The sequence below is a fragment of the Hydrogenophaga electricum genome, from assembly GCF_030160815.1.
Lineage (GTDB): Bacteria > Pseudomonadota > Gammaproteobacteria > Burkholderiales > Burkholderiaceae_C > Hydrogenophaga > Hydrogenophaga electricum.
The window spans coordinates 105,162-112,050 of sequence record NZ_BSPB01000012.1 but is presented as its reverse complement, the minus strand read 5'-3'; the positions used below and the strand labels follow the sequence as shown (position 1 = coordinate 112,050).

The following is a 6,889-nucleotide window of genomic DNA, read 5'->3' as shown; positions in this document are numbered from 1 at the left end:
GCAAGCTGCTGACCACGCTCAATGCCATGGTCCGAACTGGCAAACCTTGGGACAAATCGCTTCACAGCGCTTGACTTCCAAGACGGTTACTCAGTCGCGTGGCCGGGCCCGGACGCGCGAAGACGGCAACACGATGCGGAAGGTCGAGCCTTCACCCAGCGTGCTGTCCACCTCGACCTGCCCGCCATGGCGCTGCGCCACGTGTTTGACGATGGCCAGCCCGAGCCCGGTCCCGCCGGTTTCGCGCGAGCGGCTGCGGTCGACGCGGTAGAAACGTTCGGTCAGACGGGGCAGGTGTTCGGCAGCAATGCCGGGGCCGGTGTCGGTGACAAAAAACTCGCCGCAGCCGTCGGCTCGGATGTGCCAGCCGGCGTGGATGCGACCGCCGCCCGGCGTGTAGCGCACCGCATTGCTCAGCAGGTTGGACATGGCGCTCAGCAGTTCGGTCTTTGCGCCCGACACCCAGAACGCCGCGCCCGGATCGGCCTCAATGACGTGCGGCGGATCGGCGATGGCCGACGACAGGCCCTGGGCCTCCTGCAGCACATGGGTGAGCAGCTCGCCACTGTCGATCCACTCGCCCGCGCCGGGAGCTGGGCTGCCTTCCAGGCGCGAGAGCGTGAGCAGGTCGCTCACCAGCGTCTGCATGCGCTGCGCCTGCTGGCTCATGAGCCCGAGGTAGCGCATGCGATCGGCCTCTTCCAGCTCGATGCTCTGCATGGTTTCGACAAAACCGCTCAGCACGGTCAGCGGTGTGCGGATCTCGTGGGAGACGTTGGCCACAAAGTCGCGCCGCATCGCCTCGGCCAGTTGCACCGCCGTGACATCGCGCGAGATCATGAGCTTGCGCTTCTTGCCGTAGGGGTGCACCTGCAGGGAAATCTTGGCCGGCTGTGTCGGTCGCGGCCCCGGGCCGTCGACCTGGATCTCCTGCCGGAAATCGGCCGCCGCCATGTAGGCGCTGAAGGCCGGTGCGCGCACCAGGTTGCGCACGTACTGCCCCAGGTCTTTCTGCGGGTCGAACCCCAGGTGGTTGGCCGCTGTGAGGTTGCACCACTCGATGCGCCCGGCCGAATCGAGCAGCACCACGCCATTGGGCGAGGCCTGGATCGCTGCCAGGAAATCTTCCAGCCGTGCATCGCTGTTGCTGGCGCGCTTTTCGAGTTTGCGGATGAGCTTGCGGTTGCGTTCGAGCACCTCGGCCCACAGGCCCGACAGGCCCGGCAGCTGGGACAGGTCGCCCTTGCCCAGCCACTGCAGCAGCCGCCGCGCCCGGTAGCCGTCGAAGAGGCTCCAGACCAGCGCGCCCACCAGCGCCCCGACGAACGTCCACACGGCGGATTCGTGGGACAGGCCCCAGACCGCCCCCACCGATACCAGGAGCAGCAGGCCGATCAGCCGCGGGATCATGCGGCGCCGACGCGGGAATTCTGGGCCGTGCGGGCGGAAGGATTCTGGGCAGTCAGGCGATAGCCGGCTCCGCGCACGGTTTCCACCATGACGGCGGCCTCGCCCAGCGATTCTCTCAAGCGTTTCACATGCACGTCCACGGTGCGCTCCTCGATGAAGACATGATCTCCCCAGATCCTGTCGAGCAGCGTACCACGGGTGTGCACACGTTCCGCGTGTTTCATCAGATAGTGCAGCAGCTTGAATTCGGTCGGTCCGACCTTGAGTTCCTGGCCCTGGAAACTGACGCGGTAAGTGGCCGCGTCGAGGACCAGTTCGCCCACCTGCACCGAGTCATTGACGACTTCCGGAGCGCGCCGGCGCAGCACGGCGCGGATGCGGGCCAGCAACTCCTGCGTGGAGAACGGCTTGGTGATGTAGTCGTCGGCACCGGCGTCCAAACCCTGAACCTTGTCGGACTCGTCGCTGCGGGCCGTCAGCATGAGAATGGGAACGGTGCGCGTGCGCTCGTGCTTGCGCCACTGGCGCGCCAGCACGGCCCCACTTTCACCGGGCAGCATCCAGTCCAGCAGGATCACGTCGGGCAACACGGCGTCGATTTCCCGCTGCGCGGCCTGGCCGTCGAACACCACCGTGGGGGCAAAGCCGTTGTGGCGCAGGTTGACGGCGATCAGCTCGGCAATGGACGGCTCGTCCTCCACCACCAGCACACGAGGCAGCTTTTTCACGAAGGCCTCCCCCGCCCGGCTGGCAGGCTTTCCCCTCGGTGGGTGCGAGACACAACACGGCGCATGCTGTTCATCCGACGACCGACTCCACCTTGTCCATGGGCACATGGCGCACGTCTTCGCCCTTGACGATGAAGATGATCTGCTCGGCAATGTTCTTGGCGTGGTCGCCGACACGCTCCAGCGACTTGGCCAGGAACAGCAGGTCCAGGCTGGGCGAAATGGTCCGGGGGTCTTCCATCATGTAGGTGATCAGCTTGCGAAGGAAGCCATCGTATTCGGTGTCGATGGCATTGTCCTCCTTGATGATGGCCAGCGCCATGGTGGTGTCGAGCCGCGCGAAGGAATCGAGCGTCTTGCGCAGCAGGCCGGCCGCCAGGTCGGCCGCCGTGCGCAGCTCCGAAATCGGCAGCGAGCGCGGCGTGCCGGCTTCGATGATGGACTTGACCATGCGCGCCACCCGGGCGACCTCGTCACCCGCGCGCTCCAGATTCTGGGTGGTGCGGGAGATGGCCATCAGGAAGCGCAGATCGCGGGCGGTGGGCTGGCGCCGACCGATGGTGGAGATGATCTCGTGATCGATGTTCAGCTCCATCTGGTTGATGCGGCTCTCGGTTTCGAGCACCTGCTCGGCCGTCTCCAGGCTCAGGTGCACGAGCGCGTACACGGCCTGGTGGAGCTGCGATTCGACCAGGCCACCCATCTCCAGCACGTGGGTGGAGATGGAGTTGAGTTCGGCGTCGAACTGGCTGGAAATGTGTTTGTCACCCATGTCGGTCTCCCTGGAAGATCAGCCGAAGCGGCCGGTGATGTAGTCCTCGGTCTCGGTCTTGGTGGGCTTGAAGAAGATCTGTTCGGTGGCGCCGAATTCGATCAGCTCGCCCAGGTACATGTAGGCCGTGAAGTCGCTGCAGCGGGCGGCCTGCTGCATGTTGTGCGTGACGATGGCGATGGTGTAGTCGTTCTTGAGCTCGTGCACCAGCTCTTCCACCTTGCCGGTGGAGATCGGGTCCAGCGCCGAAGTCGGCTCGTCGAGCAGCAGCACCGAAGGTTTGACCGCCACACTGCGCGCGATGCACAGGCGCTGCTGCTGGCCACCGGAGAGCGACAGGCCGCTCTGGTGCAGCTTGTCCTTGACCTCGTTCCACAGCGCGGCCTTGGTCAGCGCCCATTCCACGCGGTCGTCCATCTCGCCCTTGCTCAGGCTTTCATAGAGCTTCACGCCGAAAGCGATGTTGTCGTAGATCGACATCGGGAACGGCGTCGGCTTCTGGAACACCATGCCGATGCGGGCGCGCAGCAGGTTCAGATCCTGCTTCTCGTCCAGAATGTTCTCGCCGTAGAAACTGATCTGGCCCTCGGCGCGCTGGCCGGGGTAGAGGCTGTACATGCGGTTGAGCGTGCGCAGCAGCGTGGACTTGCCGCAGCCCGACGGGCCGATGAAGGCGGTGACCTTGTGCTCGGCAATGTCCATGCTCACGTTCTTGAGCCCCTGGAACTTGCCGTAGAAGAAGTTGAGGTTGCGCACCTCGAGCGCGTTGCGCTGCTGGATGTCGGCGGCCATGGCGGTCATGACAGGTCTTTCGTGATCGGTGTGAAAAGGTGACGGCGCGATCAGGCGGAAACCTTCTCGCGGAAGAAGACGCGGGCCAGGATGTTCAGCACCAGCACGGCCAGTGTGATCAGCAGCGCACCGGCCCAGGCGAGACGGATCCAGTTGTCGTAGGGGCTCATGGCGAACTGGAAGATCACCACGGGCAGGTTGGCCATCGGCTTGGTCATGTCGGTGCTGAAGAACTGGTTGTTCAGCGCGGTGAACAGCAGCGGCGCGGTTTCGCCGCTGATGCGGGCCACCGCCAGCAGCAAGCCGGTGATGACGCCGCTCTTGGCGGCGCGCAGCGTGACCATGAGCGACACCTTCCAGCGCGGCGCGCCCAGGGCAAAAGCCGCTTCACGCAGGCTACCGGGCACCAGGCGCAGCATGTTTTCGGTGGTGCGAACGACCACCGGCACCGCGATCAGCGACAGCGCCAGGCTGCCTGCGAAACCCGAGAAGTTGCCCACCGTGGCCACCGCGATGGCGTACACGAACAGGCCCAGCACGATGGACGGGGCGGACAGCATGATGTCGGTAACGAAGCGGGTCAGCTCGGCGGTCTTGCTGCGGTCGCCGTACTCGGTGAGGTATATGCCGGCCAGGATGCCCACGGGCGTGGCCACCAGCACCGTCAGCCCCACCATCATCAGCGAACCGACGATGGCGTTGCGCAGGCCCCCGCCTTCGGTGCCGGGCGCCGGCGTGTCGTGGGTGAACAGGTTGCCGTCCAGCGCGGACAGCCCGTTGCTGAGCAGCACGCCCAGGATCCACAGCAGCACGGCCAGGCCGAGCACCATGGCGCCCATGGAGAGCGTCAGGCCCACGGCGTTGGCGCGCTGACGGCGGGCATATCGTTTTTGGTCGAAGTTGGGATTCATCTCAGTTTTCCAAAGCGTCGGACACCAGGCACATCGCCTGCCACACCGTGGCAGGAAAGGTCACCCTCACGCTCCCTTGGCCTTTTCGGCGCGCAGGATCATGACCTTGGCCAGCGACAGCACGATGAACGTGATGACGAACAGCAGGAAGCCCAGCGCGAACAGGGTGGAGAGGTGGAAGTCGGCCGCTTCACCGAACTCGTTGGCCAACGTCGAGGCAATCGACGTGCCCGGCGAAAACAGCGAGGTTGGCATGCGGTTGGCGTTGCCGATCACGAAGGTGACGGCCATGGTTTCACCCAGTGCCCGGCCCAGGCCGAGCATGACGCCGCCAATGACGCCCTTGTTGGTGTACGGCAGCACGACGCGGCGCACGACTTCCCAGGTGGTGCAACCCAGGCCATAGGCCGATTCGCGCAGGATGGGCGGCACGATCTCGAACACGTCGCGCATCACCGCCGCGATGAACGGCAGGATCATGAACGCCAGCACGATGCCCGCGGCCAGGATGCCGATGCCGTTGGGCGCGCCCCCGAACAGGAAGCCCACCAGCGGCAGCCCCCCCAGCACGCTTTGCAGCGGCACCTGCAGGTAGTCGGCAAACAGCGGGGCGAACACGAACAGGCCGAACATGCCGTAGATGATCGAGGGCACGGCGGCCAGCAGCTCGATGGCGGTGCCCAGCGGCCGGCGCAGCCAGGTCGGGCAGGTTTCGGTGAGGAACAGCGCGATGCCGAAAGCCAGCGGCACCGCGATCAGCAGCGCGATACCGGCACTGGCCAGGGTGCCGACGATGGCGATGGCGGCACCGAAATCTTCATTGACCACGTCCCATTCGACGTGCCAGATGAACTGAACGCCAAAGCGCTGGAAAGCGGGCCAGGCGTTGATGAACAGCGAAATGATGATGCCCAGCAGCGCCACCAGCACCAGCAGCGAAAAGACCTGCGTGACGCGGTGGAACAGTGCGTCCTGCAGACGCTGGCGGCGGGCGATGGTTTCCATCGACACGGTGGTGCCGGTCTGCGCCGGCGCGGAGGGCGAAGTCATGGTGGTATCCAGGCTCATGTTGGCTCCCGGTTCGTTCAAAGGGCCCGCGCCGCCCATGGCGGCGGCGGGCCCGGCCAACTTACTTCTGGATCTGCGACCAGACCTTGCTGCGGATCTCGTTGGTCAGGCTGTCGGGCAGCGCGACGTAGTCCAGGTCGGCCGCCATCTGCTTGCCGTTCTTGAAGGCCCAGTCGAAGAACTTGAGCACTTCGGCCGACTGCGCCTTGTCCGCCGGCTGCTTGTACATCAGGATGAACGAAGCGGTGCTGATGGGCCAGCTTTCGGCGCCCTTGGCGTCGACCATGGACACGCCCATGCCCGGCACGCTGAACCAGTCCACCCCAGCGGCAGCGGCGGCGAAGGACTTGTCGTCGGGCGAGACGTACTTGCCATCCTTGTTCTGCAGCTGCAGGTAGGGGATGTTGTTCTTCTTGGCGTAGGCGTATTCCACGTAGCCCAGCGCGCCCTTGACGCGGCTGACGTTGGCGGCCACGCCTTCGTTGCCCTTGCCGCCCACGGAGGTGGAAGCCGGCCACTTGACGGCAGCGCCCTTGCCCACGGTGGCGGACCAGTCCTTGCTGACTTCGTTCAGGTAGTCGGTGAAGTTGAAGGTCGTGCCCGAGCCGTCCGAACGGTGCACAACGGTGATGATCTGGTCGGGCAGCGTCTTGCCGGGGTTCAGGGCCACGATCTTGGGATCGTTCCACTTGGCGATCTTGCCCATGAACATCTCGGCCAGCACCGGGCCGGTAACGCGCAGTTCACCGGGCTTGACGCCGTCGATGTTGAACACGGGCACCGTGCCGCCGATGATGGCGGGGAACTGCACCATGCCATCCTTGTCCAGCTCTTCGCCCTTGAGGGGGGCGTCGCTGGCACCGAAGGCCACGGTCTTGGCGCGGATCTGGCGGATGCCGCCCGACGAGCCGATCGACTGGTAGTTCAGACCCACGCCGGTCTGGGCCTTGTAGGCTTCGGCCCACTTGCCGTAGATCGGGAACGGGAACGAAGCGCCAGCGCCCGTGATGTCGGCGGCCAGGGCGGCCCCCATGGCCAGCGAGGCGAAAGCGGCAGCGGCCACGGTCTTCAGAAGGGTTCGTTTGGTGTTCATTCGGGTCCTCTCGGTAGATGAAACAGGGGGTTCGACCGAGACTCTAGGGACGCCATGTGACAGCTCTGTGACAGTCACAAAGAAATCTGAAAACCGTCTGCCGGCCGCCACCCGG

The 6,889-nt window shown here is 65.2% G+C and carries 7 protein-coding genes; all 7 read right to left on the bottom strand.

What is annotated here, in order from left to right; genetic code table 11:
• Window positions 1-90: 90 nt before the first annotated feature.
• Window positions 91-1,410, bottom strand: a complete 1,320-nt coding sequence (gene phoR / locus QQK43_RS09960) for a phosphate regulon sensor histidine kinase PhoR (RefSeq protein WP_234262881.1) — start codon at window positions 1,408-1,410, stop codon at window positions 91-93.
• A complete protein-coding gene (phoB, locus tag QQK43_RS09955; RefSeq protein ID WP_234262880.1) occupies window positions 1,407-2,138 on the bottom strand; it encodes a phosphate regulon transcriptional regulator PhoB in 732 nt (243 codons plus the stop codon). The genes phoR and phoB overlap by 4 nt, the downstream gene beginning before the upstream one ends.
• A 70-nt stretch (window positions 2,139-2,208) precedes the next feature.
• The gene (phoU, locus tag QQK43_RS09950) at window positions 2,209-2,910 is read right to left on the bottom strand and encodes a phosphate signaling complex protein PhoU (RefSeq protein WP_234262879.1); all 702 of its coding nucleotides are present in this window, start codon (window positions 2,908-2,910) and stop codon (window positions 2,209-2,211) included.
• An 18-nt stretch (window positions 2,911-2,928) separates the two neighbouring features.
• Window positions 2,929-3,711, bottom strand: coding sequence for a phosphate ABC transporter ATP-binding protein PstB (pstB, locus tag QQK43_RS09945; RefSeq protein WP_234262878.1), 783 nt, complete (start codon window positions 3,709-3,711; stop codon window positions 2,929-2,931).
• 41 nt (window positions 3,712-3,752) lie between these two features.
• The gene (gene pstA / locus QQK43_RS09940; RefSeq protein ID WP_234262877.1) at window positions 3,753-4,613 is read right to left on the bottom strand and encodes a phosphate ABC transporter permease PstA; all 861 of its coding nucleotides are present in this window, start codon (window positions 4,611-4,613) and stop codon (window positions 3,753-3,755) included.
• Window positions 4,614-4,679: 66 nt separating this feature from the next.
• Entirely contained in the window at window positions 4,680-5,681 is a 1,002-nt protein-coding gene (gene pstC / locus QQK43_RS09935; RefSeq protein ID WP_284307631.1) for a phosphate ABC transporter permease subunit PstC, read from the bottom strand.
• Between the two features lie 61 nt (window positions 5,682-5,742).
• The gene (pstS, locus tag QQK43_RS09930) at window positions 5,743-6,774 is read right to left on the bottom strand and encodes a phosphate ABC transporter substrate-binding protein PstS (protein ID WP_234262875.1); all 1,032 of its coding nucleotides are present in this window, start codon (window positions 6,772-6,774) and stop codon (window positions 5,743-5,745) included.
• Window positions 6,775-6,889 lie beyond the last annotated feature (115 nt).